The 18915-nt window shown below is 33.3% G+C and carries 16 protein-coding genes and 1 pseudogene; 13 read left to right on the forward strand and 4 right to left on the reverse strand.

Annotation, left to right across the window (positions count from 1 at the left end; translation table 11 throughout):
• Positions 1-140 precede the first annotated feature (140 nt).
• The 8 genes and pseudogenes from ACZZ9T_RS10180 to ACZZ9T_RS10215 all read left to right on the forward strand — a co-directional run bounded on the left by ACZZ9T_RS10180 (position 141) and on the right by ACZZ9T_RS10215 (position 8950).
• The gene (locus ACZZ9T_RS10180) at positions 141-1235 is read left to right on the forward strand and encodes a hypothetical protein (RefSeq protein ID WP_463441998.1); all 1095 of its coding nucleotides are present in this window, start codon (positions 141-143) and stop codon (positions 1233-1235) included.
• Between the two features lies 1 nt (position 1236).
• Positions 1237-3171 carry a DNA topoisomerase (ATP-hydrolyzing) subunit B gene (gene gyrB / locus ACZZ9T_RS10185; RefSeq protein WP_463441999.1) on the forward strand — a complete coding sequence of 645 codons (1935 nt, stop codon included), beginning with the start codon at positions 1237-1239 and terminating at the stop codon, positions 3169-3171.
• 139 nt (positions 3172-3310) lie between these two features.
• The gene (locus ACZZ9T_RS10190; RefSeq protein ID WP_463442000.1) at positions 3311-5206 is read left to right on the forward strand and encodes a DUF3857 domain-containing protein; all 1896 of its coding nucleotides are present in this window, start codon (positions 3311-3313) and stop codon (positions 5204-5206) included.
• A 1-nt stretch (position 5207) separates the two neighbouring features.
• A complete protein-coding gene (locus ACZZ9T_RS10195; protein ID WP_463442001.1) occupies positions 5208-5795 on the forward strand; it encodes a hypothetical protein in 588 nt (195 codons plus the stop codon).
• Between the two features lie 53 nt (positions 5796-5848).
• Positions 5849-6043, forward strand: coding sequence for a hypothetical protein (locus ACZZ9T_RS10200; protein ID WP_463442002.1), 195 nt, complete (start codon positions 5849-5851; stop codon positions 6041-6043).
• A 10-nt stretch (positions 6044-6053) separates the two neighbouring features.
• Complete coding sequence (locus ACZZ9T_RS10205) at positions 6054-7148, forward strand: transglutaminase domain-containing protein (protein ID WP_463442003.1); 1095 nt, start codon at positions 6054-6056, stop codon at positions 7146-7148.
• Between the two features lie 80 nt (positions 7149-7228).
• A complete protein-coding gene (locus ACZZ9T_RS10210; RefSeq protein WP_463442004.1) occupies positions 7229-8053 on the forward strand; it encodes an RsiV family protein in 825 nt (274 codons plus the stop codon).
• Positions 8054-8097: 44 nt separating this feature from the next.
• Positions 8098-8950: pseudogene (locus ACZZ9T_RS10215) on the forward strand (diacylglycerol/lipid kinase family protein).
• A gap of 372 nt (positions 8951-9322) precedes the next feature.
• Here ACZZ9T_RS10215 and ACZZ9T_RS10220 read toward each other — a convergent pair.
• Complete coding sequence (locus ACZZ9T_RS10220) at positions 9323-10603, reverse strand: dicarboxylate/amino acid:cation symporter (RefSeq protein ID WP_463442005.1); 1281 nt, start codon at positions 10601-10603, stop codon at positions 9323-9325.
• Between the two features lie 108 nt (positions 10604-10711).
• Positions 10712-12397 carry a gamma-glutamyltransferase gene (gene ggt / locus ACZZ9T_RS10225; RefSeq protein ID WP_463442006.1) on the reverse strand — a complete coding sequence of 562 codons (1686 nt, stop codon included), beginning with the start codon at positions 12395-12397 and terminating at the stop codon, positions 10712-10714.
• 91 nt (positions 12398-12488) lie between these two features.
• On the opposite strand from ggt, the gene ACZZ9T_RS10230 reads away from it, so the two are divergent.
• A complete protein-coding gene (locus ACZZ9T_RS10230) occupies positions 12489-13451 on the forward strand; it encodes an NAD-dependent epimerase/dehydratase family protein (protein ID WP_463431812.1) in 963 nt (320 codons plus the stop codon).
• Positions 13452-13537: 86 nt separating this feature from the next.
• Positions 13538-14290: a polysaccharide deacetylase family protein gene (locus tag ACZZ9T_RS10235; protein WP_463431814.1), complete on the forward strand. Its 753-nt coding sequence runs from the start codon at positions 13538-13540 to the stop codon at positions 14288-14290.
• A 93-nt stretch (positions 14291-14383) separates the two neighbouring features.
• On the opposite strand, the gene ACZZ9T_RS10240 is transcribed toward ACZZ9T_RS10235, so the two are convergent.
• A complete protein-coding gene (locus ACZZ9T_RS10240; RefSeq protein ID WP_463442007.1) occupies positions 14384-15589 on the reverse strand; it encodes a metallophosphoesterase in 1206 nt (401 codons plus the stop codon).
• A gap of 66 nt (positions 15590-15655) precedes the next feature.
• Positions 15656-16723: a 3-oxoacyl-ACP synthase III family protein gene (locus ACZZ9T_RS10245; protein WP_463442008.1), complete on the reverse strand. Its 1068-nt coding sequence runs from the start codon at positions 16721-16723 to the stop codon at positions 15656-15658.
• Positions 16724-16823: 100 nt separating this feature from the next.
• On the opposite strand from ACZZ9T_RS10245, the gene ACZZ9T_RS10250 reads away from it, so the two are divergent.
• From ACZZ9T_RS10250 to porT, 3 genes are read left to right on the forward strand one after another with little or no spacing between them, the layout of a single operon-like run.
• Complete coding sequence (locus ACZZ9T_RS10250) at positions 16824-17393, forward strand: hypothetical protein (RefSeq protein ID WP_463442009.1); 570 nt, start codon at positions 16824-16826, stop codon at positions 17391-17393.
• Positions 17390-18121, forward strand: coding sequence for a bifunctional demethylmenaquinone methyltransferase/2-methoxy-6-polyprenyl-1,4-benzoquinol methylase UbiE (gene ubiE / locus ACZZ9T_RS10255; protein ID WP_463442010.1), 732 nt, complete (start codon positions 17390-17392; stop codon positions 18119-18121). The genes ACZZ9T_RS10250 and ubiE overlap by 4 nt, the downstream gene beginning before the upstream one ends.
• A gap of 3 nt (positions 18122-18124) precedes the next feature.
• Positions 18125-18907: a type IX secretion/gliding motility protein PorT/SprT gene (gene porT, locus ACZZ9T_RS10260; protein ID WP_463442011.1), complete on the forward strand. Its 783-nt coding sequence runs from the start codon at positions 18125-18127 to the stop codon at positions 18905-18907.
• Positions 18908-18915: the final 8 nt, after the last annotated feature.

Below are 18915 nucleotides of genomic sequence, written 5' to 3' on the forward strand. Positions count from 1 at the left end.
TTTGTAAGAATTTTTATATAAATAAGGTGTTTAAAAAATCCTATATTGAATTATTAAACAGGAAGGTTGTTTCAGCCCTTTTTCTTTTTTTTGCTACATTTTCTTATGCTCAGTTTATGAATGGGTTAAATCGTATTTATATGCAGGAAGAAGAAATAATTAATCTTCCTTCTGATTATAGTTTTTTTATTAATGAACAAAAAAAAAATTCAAAAGAAATTTTTTTTAAAAATCTTCAGCATTCAGATGGCAATGGTGGAAGTTTCAATTCTTTAGATTTAGTTTTCTTTGAAAATAAAATATATGATTTTCTTGGTACCGGATTTGTGATTGTGCCACAAATGAATAGTAAAATGATGGGAAAGTCTATTTCTACGGTATCAGTAAGGGCTAATAGTACCTGGAAGGCACCTAAAGGAACTGTAGATTTTCAAACTTATAATCCACGTAATAATACGACTAACTTCTTTTATATGAAGTTTTTTGGTAATATCACTGATGAGCAGCTTTTAGCTCATTTTTTCAACATGAAAGTAGCTAATTTTAGCAGTAAAATTGATAATTCTGTACAGTTTATCAGAGATGTTAATAAGGCTAATAATATTCACATTGATGAAAATTTTGATAGTGAATCTCCAGGATTGATGAGAAGATTATGCAAGGAAATTAATAGCAAAATGCCAAATTCCGATTGTAATTTTGCACCTTATAAAGCATATTTAGCAACTTCTGATGAAGATAAAACCAGAAAGAATCTAAATGATTTTTTTAGTGGCATTTGGAATAATAGTGTGGAAGATGTGACTAATGAATACATTCTTCCGAGAGGAAGTATTGCTATTCCTCAAAGAGATTTGAAACTGGAACTCCCAAATCAATTCTTTTATGAAAAAAATAAAAATGATAAATCAGATATCTCTTTTTATATCAATAAGATTGAACATAATTTGACTTATGATTTTAAATTAAAAACGTATGTTTTTATATTTAAAATCACCCCATTTATAGACAGTATGTCTTCAGACTTTAAATTTATAAGCAACTATCAGAACACTCTTACAGGTAAACAAGAAGTAGGAGAGATAGGAGTGAAAAAAAACGAGATTAAAGATATTGAACTTTTTCTTTATCCAGACAGAATGGAAGTGCAAATACATTTTAAGAAAAAAGAGAATACATTCAATTATAATTATAAATTAAAAAATATATTTAAATTTAGAAAGAGCAATCAATAATATGAGTCAAAAACAATATACAGCTAGTAGTATCCAGGCATTAGAAGGCATGGAACACGTTCGATTAAGACCATCAATGTACATTGGAGATGTAGGAGTGAGAGGTCTTCATCATTTGGTTTATGAAGTAGTAGATAACTCTATTGATGAAGCTTTAGCAGGATACTGTGATACTATTTTAGTAACAATACATAAGGGAGAAAGTATCTCTGTAAAAGATAATGGTAGAGGAATTCCTGTTGATCTTCACGAAAAAGAACAAAAATCGGCTTTAGAGGTTGTAATGACAAAAATCGGAGCCGGAGGAAAATTTGATAAAGATTCTTATAAAGTATCGGGAGGTCTTCACGGAGTGGGTGTTTCTTGTGTGAATGCACTTTCAACTTTACTGATCGCAACAGTAAGTCGTGACGGTAAATTATACCAGCAAAAATATTCTGAAGGAAAAGCATTGGCAGATGTTGCCGAGATAGGAACTACTGATGAAAGAGGAACTGAAGTTTTCTTTCAGCCCGACGGAACTATTTTTCAGGAGCTGGTTTACAACTATGATACACTTGCAGCAAGAATGCGTGAACTTTCTTTTTTGAACAAAGGAATTACGATCACACTTGTAGATGAAAGAGAACCTAATGATGACGGATCTTTTGCTTTTGAAGTGTTCCATTCTGAAGGTGGTTTAAAAGAATTTGTAGAATATATCGACGGAAACAGAGAATCTATCATGGAAAACGTAATTTTCATGGAAGGTGAAAGAGATGACATTCCTGTGGAAGTAGCAATGCGTTACAATACCTCGTTTAACGAAAATCTTCACTCTTACGTCAATAATATCAATACCCATGAAGGGGGGACTCACTTAGCAGGTTTCAGACGTGCTTTAACGAGAACCCTGAAAAAATATGCTGACGATTTAGGAATTCCTGCTAAAGAAAAAGTAGAAATTACCGGTGACGATTTCCGTGAAGGTTTAACTGCGGTGATTTCTGTAAAAGTGATGGAGCCTCAATTTGAAGGTCAGACTAAAACGAAATTAGGAAACTCTGAAGTTTCAGGTGCGGTTGATAAGATCGTTGGTGAAATGTTGACCAACTTCTTAGAAGAAAATCCAAACGAAGCTAAAATTATCGTTCAGAAAGTCGTTTTAGCTGCAAAAGCTAGACAGGCTGCGAAAAAAGCTCGTGAAATGGTTCAGAGAAAATCTCCAATGGGAGGTTCCGGTTTACCAGGGAAACTTTCTGACTGTTCATCTAAAGATCCTGCAGAATCTGAATTATTCTTAGTAGAGGGAGATTCGGCAGGTGGAACTGCAAAGCAGGGTAGAGACAGACATTTTCAGGCAATTCTTCCGTTAAGAGGTAAGATTCTGAATGTTGAGAAATCAATGCTCCACAAAGTGTACGATAACGAAGAAATTAAAAATATTTATACCGCTTTAGGTGTTTCCGTAGGAACTGAGGAAGACAGCAAAGCCTTGAATATGGCTAAGCTAAGATATCATAAAGTAGTGATTATGACCGATGCGGATATCGACGGTTCTCACATTTCTACTTTGATTCTTACTTTCTTCTTTAGATTTATGAAAGAATTGATTGAGAACGGATACATTTATATCGCTCAACCACCGTTATATTTACTAAAAAAAGGAAATAAAAAAGTATATGCTTACAACGAAAAAGAGCGTGAAGAATTTACTTTAGAAATGGCTCCAGATGGGAAAGGTGTTGAAGTTCAGCGTTATAAGGGGCTTGGGGAAATGAATCCTGAACAGCTTTGGGAAACAACATTAAACCCTGATCACAGAATTCTGAAACAGGTAACCATCGATAATGCGGTTGAAGCAGATTCTGTTTTCTCAATGTTGATGGGAGATGAGGTTCCGCCAAGAAGAGAATTTATCGAAAAGAATGCAAAATATGCGAAGATCGACGTTTAATCGTTTTTATATAAAATATTTTAAAGACTTCATAAAAATGAAGTCTTTTTTTTATCTATAAAATAATATTTCTCATATTATAGATAATATTTTAACATTTTATTAAGATTTTTTATATTTTTGTAAAAAATTAATATTCATGGTGAAAATCCTTTGTTTAGGTGCTTTCTCTTTGGCATCTATTTATTTTGCACAAAGTTATCCTGTCTCAGAAATTGGCGCAAATTTGAAGAAAAATGCCAGTGCTGTTATCAGAAATGAAAGTACTATTGTAGAAATAAATAAAATTGATGAGATCGTCTACAGAAATTTATCTGTAATTACGATTTTAAACAAAGATGCAATCAGTTTTTCTATTCCTAAGATTTTTTATGAGAAAGGAGATGTTGTTTCAAATGTGAAAGTAACAGTCTTTGATGAAAAAGGTGCTAAGCTGAAAAGTTATTCCAAAAGTGACTTTACAGATATGGCGGCGAATTCTCAAGGTACTTTTTACTCAGACAGCAGAGTGATGGTTCTGCCTTTTACACCGATATCTTTTCCTTATACCGTAGAGTTTAGCTATGACCAGAAAGATCAAAACACTGTTTTTCTTCCTGATTTTGTGCCTTTTAATTCGTACAACATTTCTTTAGAAAAAAGCAGTTTTAAGATTATCAATAAATCAGGAATTAATTTACGTACTAAAACTTACGAATCGCCTTACAAATATACGGTAGCAACGGTTAATGATAGCGGAAACGAGAAAACGTATTCCTATCAGAATGTTCCCGCAATTGATCAAGTAGAATTAGTTCCTAATCCGCAGAAGATTTTACCAAAAGTAAGTTTCTCTTTGGATCAGTTTAATTTAGTGGGTAAAAAAGGTAACATAACTTCATGGAAAGATTTCGGACTTTGGTATTATCAAAATCTTTTAACACCTGTTTCTGTTTCGACACCGCAGATCAAATCTGAAATTGCTGCACTCAATCTTTCAGGAAGTACGGAAGATAAAGTGAAAAAAATCTTTCAGTACATGCAGAGTAAAACCCGGTACATTTTTGTAGCATTAGGAATTGGCGGTTGGCAACCCATGATGCCGGATGAAGTTCAGAAAAAAGGCTATGGAGATTGCAAAGGTTTGAGTAATTATATGAAAACTCTTTTGGATGAAGCTGGGATTCCTTCTTATTATGCCATTATCAACTCAAATACTTCACCGATAAGTTTTGATGTCGACTTTCCTAAAATGGCAGGTAATCATGTGATTTTGGTAATTCCTACCGAGAAAGGAAATATTTGGTTAGAAAATACTTCTCAGGATATCGCTTTTAATCATTTAAGTTACAGTACCACAGACAGAAATGTTTTGGCTGTAAAATCTACAGGAATTGATATTATGGAAACTCCATCATACACTTCACAGCAAAGTAAAGAAAAACAGGTTCTGAATATTCAGATCAATCCGGATAAAACAATCTCTGGAAAAGGGAAGTTTACGTACACTGGTAATCAATATGATTTTAATTTATCTTATGTTTCACTTTCACAGAAAGATAAAAACGAAGCAATGAAATCTAAATTTTCAAGTCTGAATTTTGAAAATGTTGAAGTAAATAATTTTGTTAACAATAAAGATTTGGCTTCAATAGATTTCGATTTAAATTTTAAAGCTTCCAATTATTCTAAAATGATGGGTGACAGTTATATCTTCAGAGCTGTACCTATTTATACCACAGGTTTTTTTCATGAGGATGAAAACCGTCTGTTGCCATTTGAAAACAGGTTTTCTTACGAAGACGATTACGAGATTATATATCAAATTCCGGCAAATTATGTAGTAGAAGAAATGCCTCAAAACGGACTTCTGACATCAGATTTCGGTACATATATTATTTCGTTTGAAAAAAAAGAAGATAAAATTATTGTCAAAAGAAATATAAGTATAAAAAAAGGAATTTACTCTAAAGAAAAATATAATGAATATGTCAGTTTCAGAAAAAAAATAATGGGTGCTGACAATTCAAAAATACTAATATCCAAAAAATCGTAAGATGAAGAAGTGTCTTTTATTATTTTGTGTAGTCATGATGAACACAGTGATTTTTGCACAAAAACATGAATTCTTAAAAATGCCTAAGTTCAGCATTGAAGATTTGAATAAAACAAAATCTGCAATTGATGAAAAAGCCCCTGCAGAAATTCTTTACAGATCCGTACATTATCGGGTAGATCCTTATAATGGGGTACTTATAAAAAAATACGCCTATCGGGTAAAAATTTACGACAAAGATAAATCTGAAGACTGGCTGAATCTTGATATTCCCTTACGAGAAAATAATTCTAATAGCCGCGAAATATTAAATTCTGTGAAAGCTTATGTTTACAATCTTGAAGACGGTAAAATTGCAGAAACTAAAGTTGATAAAAGTTCTAAATTCAAATCGAAGGAAAATAAGTATGTTACCATTACAAAGTTTGCTTTTCCTAATATAAAAAACGGATCGGTGATTGAATATCAGTATGAAGTGTCATCACCTTTTATGTATGAGCTTCCTATGATCTATATCGAAGTAGACACACCTTCGATGTACACAGAATATATACTCGATTCTCCCACAAATATGTCGTACCATATTTGATTTCACTGGTAGTTTAAAGCCTAAGCATCAGAAAGTAGGTGAAGAGTCTTTATATGGGCAGATTATTGAAAACATACAGGTTCGCATATGAAAATGTAAAGGCATTTAAAACTGAAAAATTTGTTAAGAATAATGATAACTACAGAACCAAAATAAGAGCAGAGCTGCATTCTACATTCTTCAATAATGGTTTGAAGACATATATGCTTCAACTTGGGAAGATATTAGAAAAAGCTTTGGGAAGATGAAGAATTTGGCTTGCAGTATAAGAAAGATAAAGTTCTAAAAGATTTGCTTCCAAAAAATATTTCTGAGGAAAAAGACGAACTGAAAAAAGCAAATTCAATTTTTGATTTCGTAAAAAATACTTTCACATGGAACCACACGACAGGTTTTTATACAGAAAGCGGTCTTAAAGAACTTGCGAAAACCAAAACAGGAAATACAGGTGATCTTAATCTGATGTTGATCAATATGATGAGAAGTCAGGGCATAAAATCTTATCCTATTTTAATTTCTACTGTAGGAAATGGTCATGTAAATCTTACTTTTCCAAACGTAGGTAACTTTAATTACGTAATTGCAGCTGTAGAAATTGATAAGAATATTTACCTTTTTGATGCCACTTCAAAACAGTCGAAAGAAGGAATACTTCCCGGCAGAGTATGGAATAACAACGGAGTTTTGTTAAGAGATGATAAAGCTGAAGTGATCTCTTTAAATAATATTAAACCAAGCTATTCTTTTCATACTACAAAAGCAAAAATTGATGCTGATGGTACGGTTACAGGAGAATATCAAGATCAGGATGAAGGTTTGTTAGCCTTAAATGCTCAGGAAAGTTATGACGAAAATCCAGAAAAATACTCAAAACAGTACAAAGAAAATTTTTCAGTAGATTTTTCTAATATCAGTTCAAGGGTTTTGGATAATGGCGAATTCAGATCAACAATGAAGTTTACATCTAACAATATGATTGATAATTTAGGTAAGAGAAAAATCATTAATCCGCTGTTGTTTTTACATCAGACTAGCAACGATTTTGATCAGCAGGAGGAAAGAAAATACATGATCGATTTTATTTCGCCAATTTATAAGACGAAAGTTGTGGAAATAGAAATTCCTGAAGGTTATGATATTGCAGAATTACCTAAAAGCAAAAAAATTGTTACAGAAGACAAAGAAATCAGCTATTCTTATCTTGTGGAAAGAAAAGGAAATAAAATTTTGACGGTTTCGGAATTTAAAATTGAAAGCTCAGATTATCCGAAAGAATATTATCCTGCTTTTAAACAAATCTGGAAAGTAATTTCAGACAGTGAAAATCAGGTGATGAGTTTAATTAAAAAATAATGCGTCACATTTTTTTCAAAATATTTAAAAACCATTCATCTTTTTGAATGGTTTTTGCATTGTAAGCAGAAATAAAATTTATGAAAAAAAATATCGCAGCTGCATTACTTTCAATCCTTTTTGTCTTTACATCGTGTAAGAAAACAGATTCGAAAAATTTTGAAGCAGAAACAAAAGACAAATCTCCTCAGAAATTTGTAATAGATTCGGTAAAAATTAGTGATTCTGTAAAAGTGAATGATAAACTTTCAGTAAAATATGACGCCAAAATGCTTGTTTTTCCAAATATTGAAGACAAATCGCTTTTAGACAGTATCTATTATGACAAAAAAGGAATTGCAGACTTTTCAAAAAACGGATTACAGACTTTTTTAAATAATGATAAAAATGAATATTTTGAGTCGGTGAAAAGTAAAAGTACTGAATGGATTAATGATATCCAATATCCACAGACCTGGAATACAACTGCTTCTATGAAACTGAAATCTCATGCCAATGATTTTCTTCAGATTGAATATTTATTTTCATCATACGAAGGTGGAGCACATGAAAATTATGGTTTTGTTGAACGGATTTTTGATTTAAAAACCAATAAAAAAGTTCAACTGAAAGACATTACGACAATGCCAAAAGCCAGATTAGAAGCACTTTTGATGAAGAATATTAACAACATCCCAAGTGGAACAACTGATTCTGAAGGTGCGGTAAAAAATTCAGATATGCTTTTGTTGGAGTCAATTCCGGCAAATGATAATTTTTATTTTGACGAAAAAAATCTGTATTTCCATTACAGTCCTTACGAAATTGCGGCTTTTGCTGCCGGAGATATAATAATCCCTGTCTCGTGGGAGGAGTTAAAAGAAACTTTGACTCCCCAATTTAAAGAAAGAATGAAAATTAACTAATATTAATGCTTCCAAATCAGGAAGCATTTTTTACTTTTGTCACAATGGAAAAAGTAGCCTTTATCATCAATCCTTTTTCAGCGAAAAAGAATTATCAGCCATTTCTCAATGAGCTGAAAAATAAAGTTGAAAATCCGTTATACTATATTTCAGAATCGATTCTCGGAACTCAGGAATTTATTCAGCTACATTTTCTCCATATTGATGTTTTTGTAGCAATAGGAGGCGACGGAACAATTTCTACCGTTGCACAAAATCTTATCAACACAGATAAAATCTTAGCTATTTTTCCTGCCGGATCGGGAAATGGTTTTTCTAATGAAACACAGTTCAGTAAAAATTTAGATGAATTATTAGAAAAATTAAAGCAAAAGAAATCCAGAAAAATTGATACATTCACCGTTAATGATAGACTTTCTATCAATGTATCCGGAACAGGATTCGATGGAAAAGTGGTAAAAGAATTTGAAAAGACCAATCGTGGTTTTAAAAATTACATAAAGGTTTCACTCAAAACATTTTTTAGCTACAAGCCGATTAAATTGAAATTTTTTGATGAAAAGTATCAGCAATATAATGGTAAATATTTGATGATCAATATCGCAAACACACGCCAGTTTGGTAACCATGCTTACATTGCACCGATGGCGAGTAAAAGTGATGGTTTGGTTGATATGGTTTTGGTGAAAAAATTTCCACTTACGTATTCGCCATTATTTGCTTTTAGAATGTTTACGAAGAAACTCAAAGAAGATGAATACATTACCTATCTTTCCTGTGTCTGAAATTGAATTTAAGGTCAATACAAAAAACTGGCATCTTGACGGGGAATTCAATAAAATAAAATCTCCGATTCACATCAAAGTACAGCCTTCCAGCCTTACAATTCTAATTTAATGTTTTGATTATTTTTAATGAATAATTTGTTTCCTCTTAGCAAATTGGATAAAATACTTATCAACATACATCCTGCATGCTTTAAATAAATGTGATAGATTTGTTTGATATTTTTCAAATGTAGTTTTTAGTAAGGAATCATAATATTAAAACAAAAAAGCCTTCAATGAAGAAGGCTTAAAAACACAAATGATGAAAAAAAAATTACCATTATTAAATGATAATGTAGTACAAATTTAATAAAAAAAAATTAATTCCTATTCCAATGTAGATTTTTTTCAAATATTATTTAATTTTTATGAGGAGATTTTGTCATCAGTGCCCTGAATAAAAACCTGAAATGATTATCTCAATCTTTCCGTGATTTTAAAATTAAACCTCAAGTTTTTCTTCAATTTTATTAGGATGATCCAGACAATATTGCAGCTGTTTTTTGTCTAATTGCTTTTCCCAATTGGCTACAACTACGGTTGCTACTGAATTTCCGACAACATTGGTAAGTGCACGACATTCACTCATAAATTTATCAATACCTAAAATTAAAGTCATTCCCGCTATTGGAATTTCGGGGACTACCGCCAAGGTTGCTGCTAACGTGACAAAGCCTGCTCCTGTAACTCCGGCTGCGCCTTTAGAGCTTAGCATGGCTACTAAAAGAAGCATCAATTGTTTTTCTAAAGAGAGATCAATATTTAAAGCTTGTGCGATGAAAAGTGAAGCGAGCGTCATGTAAATATTAGTTCCGTCCAGATTGAAAGAATATCCGGTAGGTACTACCAAACCTACTATTGCTTTTGAACATCCTGCTTTTTCAAGTTTATCCATAATTCCCGGAAGGGCAGATTCTGATGAGCTTGTTCCCAATACCAGAAGAAGTTCTTCCTTCAGATAATACATCAGTTTAAAAATACTAAAACCATTATACCAAGCAACAGAACCTAAAACTAAAACAACAAATAAAATAGAAGTGATGTAAAAAGTACCAACCAGAAAAATTAAATTTAAAACAGATGCCAAACCATATTTTCCTATAGTGAAAGCCATTGCTCCAAACGCTCCGATAGGTGCCAGTTTCATGAGCATATGAACAATTTTGAAAACAGGAGTTGCCAGATCCTGTAGAAAATCGGTAATTCTTTGGCTTTTTTCTTTGGTTAAAACCAATGCAACTCCCATCAGAATGGCTACTAAAAGTACCTGAAGGATGTTATCACCAACCAGCGGACTAAACAGTGTCTCAGGAATGATATTCATGATAAAACCTGTCAACGTTGTATCATGTGCTTTCTGTTGATATTGCGAAAAGTCACCCGAGAGACTCGCCGGATCAATATTTAATCCCGAACCTGGCTGTAAGAGATTTCCGACAATTAATCCGATGATTAGAGCTAAAGTAGAGAAAGTGAAAAAATAAATCATTGCTTTTACGGCAATTCTTCCAACTTTTTTAAGGTCTGTCATGTGGGCTATTCCCAAAGTCAGTGTAATGAAAATAACCGGAGCAATGATCATTTTTACGAGCTTGATAAAACCATCTCCCAAAGGTTTCATTTTTTCACCCAGTTCTGGATAAAATTTCCCTAAAAGAATCCCTGCAATGATGGCAATAATTACCTGAAAGTAAAGCTGCTGGTATATTTTTTTTGTTTTCAAAAGATTTATGTATTGATGTTGAAAAGTAATAAAATAAGTTTTATATTCTGAATTTTCTCAGGTAAAAGTTTAATTTCTTTATTAAATTTTAAAGAGTTAATAATACCATCATTCCACCGCCACAGAATCGTCACCACGTCCGTCAGCAACTGCATGAATATTTCCCTGATCATCAATCAAGATTATTTCTGTTCTGCCGATCTGTCCCCATCTTTCAGCTTTATAACCAATTTTTTCCAAATCTTTAATTGTAGTTTCGGGAAAGTTTTTCTCGAAAGCAACCATTTCAGGTAACCATTGATGATGAAATTTCGGAGAATTAACAGAGAGATTTGCATTCAGTTTAAAATCTACTACATTTACAATCGACTGATAGACAGAAGTTGGAATCGTTGTTCCGCCGGGAGTTCCCACAACCATGTAGGGTTTCTCATTTTTTAAAACAATCGTAGGAGTCATTGATGAAAGCATCCTTTTATTCGGTTGGATAGAATTTGCCTCACCGCCAACGGCTCCAAACATATTGGGAACGCCCGGCTTTACCGAGAAATCATCCATTTCGTTATTCAGGAAAAATCCAGCACCCGAAACAACGACTTTACTGCCATACAAACCATTTAAAGTAGTAGTTACCGCAGCTGCGTTACCGTCTTTATCTATAATCGAAATATGTGTAGTTTCTGTAGATTCTTTTGGTTGTCTGATGATTTTCCCGACTTCAGAACTTGGTGTCGCTTTGTTAAAACTGAAACTTTTCCAGCGCTTTTTAAGATATTCATCAGAAATCAAATAAGAAGTTTTATCTTGGATGAAGTCAGGATCACCCATATATTCTGCACGATCGGCATAAGCTCTTCTTTCAGCTTCAACCATAATCTGGACGGCTTCTGTAGAATTTTGCTGATATTTTTCTAAATTTTCAAAACCGGACATTTTCAGCATCTGTGCTAATAGAATTCCACCGCTTGATGGCAAAGGCATTGATACAACCTGATTTCCTTTATAATTAAATTCTAAAGGCTTCCTTTCGGCAACTTTGTAGTTTTTTAAGTCCTCCAAAGTAATGATTCCGTTTCCTTTTTTCATTTCAGCAACTAAAAGTTCGGCAGTTTTTCCTTCGTAGAAACCTTTTAAGCCCAATTTCTGAATCAGTTTTAAAGTTTCTGCCAATTCTTTCTGAATAAGTAAATCACCTGATTTCCAAAGCTTAACATTTACGAAAACCAGAGAAGACTGATTATGTGTCTGGAAGTTTTGTTTATTTGAATTTAATAAATTGGCTTCCTGTTCAGTAATGGCAAAGCCTTTTTCTGCCAGATCAATTGCCGGCTGAATCAATTTCTCCATAGGAAGCTTTCCATATTTTAAAGTTGCAAAAAAACCGGCAACACTTCCCGGAATTCCTACCGCTAATCTGCCGTTTTGAGATAAATCGGTATTGGCGTTTCCTTTCTTATCCAGATACATATCTCTTGAAGCTTTTTTCGGAGCCGTTTCACGATAATCCAGACTGAATTTTTCTCCATTGTTTTTTACACCAACCAAAAACCCGCCACCGCCAATGTTTCCGGCTTGAGGGTAAACAACCGCAAGAGCATATTGTGTGGCAATAATCGCATCAAATGCATTTCCTCCCATTTTCAGGATTTTTGCTCCGGCTTCACTTGCTAAAGGGTGTGCCGAAACAACAACCCCTTTGTTTTTCACCTTTACTTCTTTTACGATGTTGAAGTCAGTAAACTGTGCTGAAACTGACTGTGAGACAATGAATAAGACGAATAAAACTTTTTTCATGATAAATATTATACCCGAATTTACAATTTTGTTTTCTTATAGTATTCAAAATCTTTATTTTTGCTTCTATTCATCTAATAATAAATAAAAAATGGAGTCCTTCACGGAAAAAATATTGATTACAGGAGCTTTAGGTCAAATCGGGACCGAGCTTACGAACAGACTTGTAGAAATCCACGGAGCCGAAAATGTGGTTGCTTCAGGGCTTGACAGATACCAAAACGGAATGACCTCTGCCGGTTATTACGAAAGAATGGATGTTACCAATACACAATTGGTGAGACAGGTTATCAAAGATTACGAAATCACAACGGTTTATCACTTAGCGTCACTTCTTTCAGGAACATCAGAAAAACAGCCTGTTTTTGCATGGAAACTGAATCTTGAACCTCTTCTTCATTTTTGTGAAATGGCGAAAGAAGGTTTGCTTCAGAAGATTTTCTGGCCAAGCTCTATCGCTGTTTTCGGTAAAGGAATTCCTAAAAATGATGTTGCTCAGGATGTTGTTTTAAATCCTACAACAGTGTACGGAATTTCAAAAATGGCAGGAGAAAAATGGTGTGAGTATTATTTTGACAAATATGGAGTTGATGTAAGAAGCATAAGATATCCCGGATTGATCTCGTGGAAAACTCCTGCAGGTGGAGGAACAACTGATTATGCTGTAGAGATTTTTTACGAAGCAGTGGAAGAGGGGAAATATACAAGCTTCATCTCGGAAGATACGGCAATGCCGATGTTGTATATGGAAGATGCCATTAATGCAACTTTGAAATTAATGGAAGCTCCAAAAGAAAAGGTAACCGTTCGTTCATCTTATAATTTAGGCGGAATGTCTTTCACTCCAAAAGAACTTGCAGCTGAAATTAAGAAAGTAATTCCTGAGTTTGAAATTGATTATAAGCCAGATTTCAGACAGGCAATTGCAGATTCATGGCCTTCTTCTATTGACGATTCTATAGCCAAAAAAGATTGGGGACTTACTTACGATTTCGGAATTTCTGAAATGTCTCAAGATATGATTAAGAATCTTAAAGTTAAATTAGGTAAGTAATATCTATATAGATTTTACTTTAATTAAAACGTATTTTAACTATTGATTAATAGTATTTTATAATTTTTATATAAAATTTAGTTTAAATGATTTTACTGACCTTTAATTTAATAAATATTGAATCTGAAACCAAAAACGGTATTCAGATTTCAGATGATGAAAGGTTGGTGATCACAGAAGCTAATACAAAATCTGTTTTAAGAATTTTAGATCTTCATGAAATAAAGGCAAGTTTCTTTATCGAAATTTCTATTGTAGAAAGAATTAAAAATTTGATAAAAGCAATTTCTGTTCGAGGGCATGAAATTGCTTTTTACAATAAAAACTCTTCAGCTTTACAAATTGAAGAAGCCAAAAAGAGTGCAGAAGATTTTCTGGAAAAACAGATTAAAGGCATTCGCCAGAAAGAGTTTAAAGCTGCCGAATCTGATTTGAAATTAATGGGATTCAATTATATTTCAAATATTGATAACGCTGATATTTTGTTTCCTTTTAAACGTCTTAAAAGAAATTCTGAAATCACTGAAGATAACGGAATCAGTATTGTTCCGGAAAGTATCTCACCATACAGCCAGCTTCCTTATAATGATTTTGTATTTCAGGTTTTGCCTATGAAGTATTACCAGAATATGGTTTTTGAAACTTTAAAGAATGATGATTTCGTGTTGGTTTATCTAGAATCGTGGCAATTTACCGATGTGAAAAAACATCAGTTTAAAGTTCCTTTTTACAGAAGTTACAACTGCGGTAAAAAAATGGAAGACAAATTAGAAGATTTTCTAACCTGGATTAATGAAAAGGAGTTGGCGACTTCTAGAATGAAAGATTATATTTTTTAATTCAAAATCCAAAATCCAAGATTAAAAGTTTAAAGCAACAACTTTTAATCTTGAATTTTTTATAATCCCAATACAACAAGTACTGAATCGGATTTAAGATAGTTCCAACAAAGTAATTTCCGGTAAAACCCCAACTCTTCCTGGGTAACCTAAAACCCCAAAACCGCGGTTTACATACAATAGTTTTCCTTCGCTCTCATATAGATCTGCCCATTTTGGATAGCGATATTGTACAGGTGACCATTTGATGTTTTTCAAGTCCAATCCAAACTGCATTCCGTGCGTATGACCGGAAAGTGTTAAACTAATGTCAGCGGGGTGTTTTTTAACCACATTATCGAAATGAGTAGGGTCATGGCTCATTAATATTTTTGCAGCGTTTTGCGGAACGTTTTCTAAAGCTTTATCGATTTTTCCAAATTGTGGAAAAGGTTTCAGTCCCCAGTTTTCTACGCCTAAAATGTATAGTTTTTCTCCGTTTCTGTCGATCGCACGGTTTTCATTCATCAACATTTCAAAACCTGCCTGTCTTTCGTATTCAATTAATTGATCGAGATTTAGTTTTTTGGCAACGGGTGAATCCCAAGTCACGTAATCACCGTAATCATGATTTCCTAAGACTGCGAACTTCCCATCTTTTGCTTTAATTTTAGAAAAAAGAGGAATAAATGGTTTGAATTCTTCAGAAACATTATTCACCATATCACCCGTAAATAATACCAAATCAGGGTTTTGCTCATTGATGAGATCAATTGCGTGTTCCAGTTTACTAGGGTCAGCGAAACTTCCGCTGTGAACGTCTGAGATCTGAATGATTTTATATCCTTTAAAACTTTGGGGAAGATTTTTAATTTTTACTTTAACTCTTCTTACCTTATGTCGGTATTTTCCGAAAGTAATTCCGTCAATAAACAAACCGGAAAGCACACCGCTTAAACCCAATCCCACTAAACTTAAAAATTTTCTTCTTTCGGGAAAAAAGTTTTCGTCAGGCTTTAAAAATCCAACAAAATAAGCACCTGTTCTGAAAATATCATCAATTAAGAGAAGTAATACGATGAAAATTTTAGGTAAGATAAAAATTAAAAACAGGCTGATCATCAGGTGGGGTCTGTTCGCATCTCTGTTTGACCTCTGGAAATGAGAAAGTTCGTATGCAAAAACTCCGTAGACCGACAAAGTGATGACCCAATAAGCAATTCTTAACCATAGATTATCAGTTAATGTTCTGATTGCCTGATAAATATAGACCTCAAGAAAGAGGAAGATTGCAGCAATGATTAAAATATTTTTTTGCATAATAAGTTTTAAAAAAGCACAAAAGAAACTCCTTTGTGCTTTTAATATTTTAAATTAATTTAAGTCTTAAGGAAATTTATAAACGATCGCATTGATATTCATTCCGGCACCTACCGAAGTCATCACAATGTTCCCTTTTTCTTTAAACGTATGACCATCCATTTTTCCTTTAATGATTAGATCAAACATGGTAGGAATTGTTGCTACAGAAGAATTCCCAAACTCCTGAATCGTCATTGGTGAAACAGCATGGTCGTATTCTTTGATGTCATAAAGTTTATGAAGTCTGTCGATCATGGCGTAATCCATTTTTGCATTTGCCTGATGAATCAGAACTTTATCAATGTCATTGATAGATAATCCTGCATTGTCAATGGTTTCTTTAATTGCTATAGGAACGTTTTTCAGGGCGTATTCGTAGATTTTTCTGCCCATCATTCTGATATACAGTTTCTTTTCGTCAAAATTTTGATTGATTGATGCGCCGTTTCTTAGATATTCTAATTCAATACCATTGTCGCAAATGGTGTTGTGAGAAATAATACCTACATTTTCCTGGTCTGTAGCTTGTACAACAACCGCACCTGCGCCATCTGCGAAAATCATTTTATTTCTGTCGTAAGGATCTGTAACACGGCTTAAGGTTTCTGAACCTACCACCAAAATAGTTTTTGCAACACCTGCTTTGATAAAATGGTCTGCGAGAATCATTGCTTCCACCCAACCCGGACAACCGAAAATCATATCATAGGTGATACATTTTCTGTTCTTGATGCCCAAATGATTTTTAACTCTTGCTGCCATGTTCGGCATAAAGTTGGCAGCTCCGTTTACTCCAACTTCCCCAAAATTACTTGCATATATGATGTAATCTAAATTTTCACCATCTATTTTAGCATCTGATAGTGCTATTTTGGCTGCTTCATAGCCGATTTTGGAGCTGGAAGTATCGTCTTCGATGTATCTTCTGTTTTCAATTTCTGTGATTTCTACAAATTTTGAGATGATTTCTTCGTTTGGCTTGTCTATTTTGTCGCCTTCATCGGTATAAAATTCAGAATTTAGAAAATAATCTCTACCAATAACTCTGTTGGGAATGTAAGATCCAGAACCAATAATAATCGTATTCGGCATTCGTTTAAATGATTTTATAAAGATGCAAAGTTAATAATTAATATTAATAAGAAAGAATTAAAAATATTATTAAATTTGCAAAAATAGTTCTCTAGAATCTATGAAAAACAATCCGGCCCTTAAAGGGTTATTAATTGCTGTGGCAGTCTTTGTACTTGCTTTTGGAGTTTACTTCTTTTTTTTAGCCAAAAAAAATTACTACCTTGTAGATAATCCTACACCAGATACCTATTATTATAAGATTAATAATGGTTCGGAAGGCATTGTTTCGGGTGGACAATATGTTAATGTTGATCTCAAAATGGGGAAAAATACTATAAAAGTTTTTGATCAGAATAAGAAGTTACTGTATGATTCTGCATTTGAAGTTAATAAAATAAGAGGTCTTATTAACATCGCTCACAAGGATTATTATGTTAATCGTCAATATTATGGGTACAATCTTAAAAAAGATTCATTACTTTTGGCGTTGGATAAAACAATCATCGACGGAAAACCTTATTTTGGAGGTGCAAAACACTTCAATAAGTTGTACACAGAAGATTTTTATTATAATGTAGATGAAGATTATGATCAATTAATAAAAAATATTGACAAAGTAGAATCCCGGTCAAAGATTTTCAGAAAGCAAGATTACCTTAATTATTATAAAGAATATTACAAGTTTTGACAAACGATATCAACAAAGTAACACCCTACAACTCTGAGGCTACGAAAAAAAGCCAGGTAGAGGAAATGTTCGACAATATAGCACCGAAATACGATTTGCTAAACCATGCTCTGTCTATGAAAATAGATGTGCTGTGGAGAAATACATTGGTAAGGATGATGAAGGAAGAGGCTCCTCAGGAAGTTCTTGATGTAGCTACCGGGACAGGTGATCTCGCAATTGCTGTAGAGAAAGGCACAAATGCTCAGGTAATTGGTTTAGATTTATCGCAACAAATGTTAAATGTTGGCGTTATTAAAATAAAAAAACTTAAATTAGACGGCAAAATTTCTATGCAAAAAGGTGATGCAGAAAATTTACTTTTCGAGGACAATAGATTTGATGCTGTTTCCGTTGCATTTGGAGTAAGAAATTTTGAAAACCTTACAAAAGGTTTGGCAGAACTAAGAAGAGTGGTGAAAGAAAACAAGAGTGTTTACATACTTGAATTTTCTAAAGTAGAGGGTTTTTTAGCACCGTTTTATATGTTTTATTTCAAAAATATATTACCGGCAATCGGAAGATTGGTTTCTAAAGACAACAGGGCGTATACTTATCTTCCGGATTCTGTAAATGCTTTTCCGTTTGGTGAAAAGATGAGACAAATCCTTTTAGATACAGGATTTAAAAAAGTAGAATATAAAAAATTAAGTTTAGGTATAGCCACAATTTATAAAGCAACAAAGTAACCTATGAATAAATTTCTATTAAAAGCTCTGGTTTTAGCCTCAGTTAGTATTGCAACTTTTGCAGACGCTCAATTTAGAACTCGTAACAGGATGGATAAGCTGGAAGATTTTGACCAGCAGAAATTCAGCTGGGGTTTTTATCTGAATGGCAATTTACTAGACTATCGTATTGTTCTTAACCCAAGATATGGTATGAATAATAATCAAAACCTTGTGAGATCTGAATCCAGTACCAGTTTTGGTGCAGGTCTGATTGCAAAATTCAGACTAAATGATTATTTAGATGTAAGATTAGAACCAGGTTTGCAGTTTGCTCAGAGACAGTTGATTTTTAATACCCAATCGAACGATATTTTTCAGAATGGAAATCCTCAAAATCCACCATTTATACCTGTTACTTTAACTGAAAAAGACAGAGTAAGAGAAATAAAATCTACATTGGTAGATGTTCCTGTTTTATTAGAATTTCATGGTGAAAGATGGTACAACTCAAGACCTTACGTTGCAGCCGGTGTGAATTATATCGTTAATTTACAGTCTAATTCAGATTCTGAAGATGATAACTTACAACAGGTTTTCAGATCTACAACGCACAATTTTGCATGGTCTGCAGAGATGGGAATTCAGTTTTATTTCAATAAATTTAAACTGACCCCTGCGATCAGAGGAACATTCTTTATGAACAACGAAATGGTTGCCGACAACGCTACAACACCACCTTACTGGTCTGCAGCAGTTTCTACCTTACAGACAAGAGCGATCATGTTTGTATTGAAATTTGAATAATATAATAA

This window comes from Chryseobacterium sp. AC417 (assembly GCF_979258215.1).

Bases quoted from the DNA above. Each gene is read 5' to 3' on its own strand.
- ACZZ9T_RS10245 (WP_463442008.1), bottom strand. From the start codon at position 16,723: ATGCCGAATACGATTATTATTGGTTCTGGATCTTACATTCCCAACAGA.
- ACZZ9T_RS10230 (WP_463431812.1), top strand. From the start codon at position 12,489: ATGGAGTCCTTCACGGAAAAAATATTGATTACAGGAGCTTTAGGTCAA.
- ACZZ9T_RS10210 (WP_463442004.1), top strand. From the start codon at position 7,229: ATGAAAAAAAATATCGCAGCTGCATTACTTTCAATCCTTTTTGTCTTT.
- ACZZ9T_RS10235 (WP_463431814.1), top strand. From the start codon at position 13,538: ATGATTTTACTGACCTTTAATTTAATAAATATTGAATCTGAAACCAAA.
- ACZZ9T_RS10250 (WP_463442009.1), top strand. From the start codon at position 16,824: ATGAAAAACAATCCGGCCCTTAAAGGGTTATTAATTGCTGTGGCAGTC.
- ggt (WP_463442006.1), bottom strand. From the start codon at position 12,397: ATGAAAAAAGTTTTATTCGTCTTATTCATTGTCTCACAGTCAGTTTCA.
- ACZZ9T_RS10180 (WP_463441998.1), top strand. From the start codon at position 141: ATGCAGGAAGAAGAAATAATTAATCTTCCTTCTGATTATAGTTTTTTT.
- ACZZ9T_RS10200 (WP_463442002.1), top strand. From the start codon at position 5,849: ATGGGCAGATTATTGAAAACATACAGGTTCGCATATGAAAATGTAAAG.
- ACZZ9T_RS10190 (WP_463442000.1), top strand. From the start codon at position 3,311: ATGGTGAAAATCCTTTGTTTAGGTGCTTTCTCTTTGGCATCTATTTAT.
- porT (WP_463442011.1), top strand. From the start codon at position 18,125: ATGAATAAATTTCTATTAAAAGCTCTGGTTTTAGCCTCAGTTAGTATT.
- gyrB (WP_463441999.1), top strand. From the start codon at position 1,237: ATGAGTCAAAAACAATATACAGCTAGTAGTATCCAGGCATTAGAAGGC.
- ACZZ9T_RS10240 (WP_463442007.1), bottom strand. From the start codon at position 15,589: ATGCAAAAAAATATTTTAATCATTGCTGCAATCTTCCTCTTTCTTGAG.
- ACZZ9T_RS10195 (WP_463442001.1), top strand. From the start codon at position 5,208: ATGAAGAAGTGTCTTTTATTATTTTGTGTAGTCATGATGAACACAGTG.